1 protein-coding gene is annotated in these 446 nt (G+C 62.1%); it reads right to left on the bottom strand.

What is annotated here, in order from left to right; genetic code table 11:
- On the bottom strand, positions 1-446 hold a 446-nt coding region (locus ACR6JA_RS22720; RefSeq protein WP_494599728.1), incomplete at both ends, for a tyrosine-type recombinase/integrase.

The following is a 446-nucleotide window of genomic DNA, read 5'->3' as shown; positions in this document are numbered from 1 at the left end:
CTCGACCTGGTTCTGCTCGAAGAGGTCGAGCCGATCGGCCCAGTCCTGCATCATGCGGCGACGCTGCTCCACGTACTCGGCATGGTTGTAGGTCGCGCTGACCTTGTTGGGATCGACGTGCGAGAGCTGTGCATCCACCCAGACTTTCGGGTAGCCGATCTCGTTGAGCGCAGTGGACATCGTGCCGCGGATGCCGTGTCCGGTCAGGCGTTCCTGATAGCCCATGCGCTTGAGGGCACCATTGAGGGTGTTCTCGCTGATGCGCTTCTTCAAGTCGCTGTCGTGCCGGAACAGGTGGCGCTGGGCCGGCTTGAACTCATCGAGCAGGTGCCGGACGATCTCCATGGCCTGAATCGACAGCGGCACGATGTAGGGCGGGATGTCCTTCGCCTGCTGCCGCTTCTTGCGCATATCCAACTGGAGTTGCTTCACGACGTCGGGCGGGA

The sequence above is a fragment of the Cedecea sp. B1(4) genome (assembly GCF_059414925.1).
Note: the sequence above shows the minus strand (reverse complement) of the source record. Positions and strands in the feature narration are given on the sequence as shown.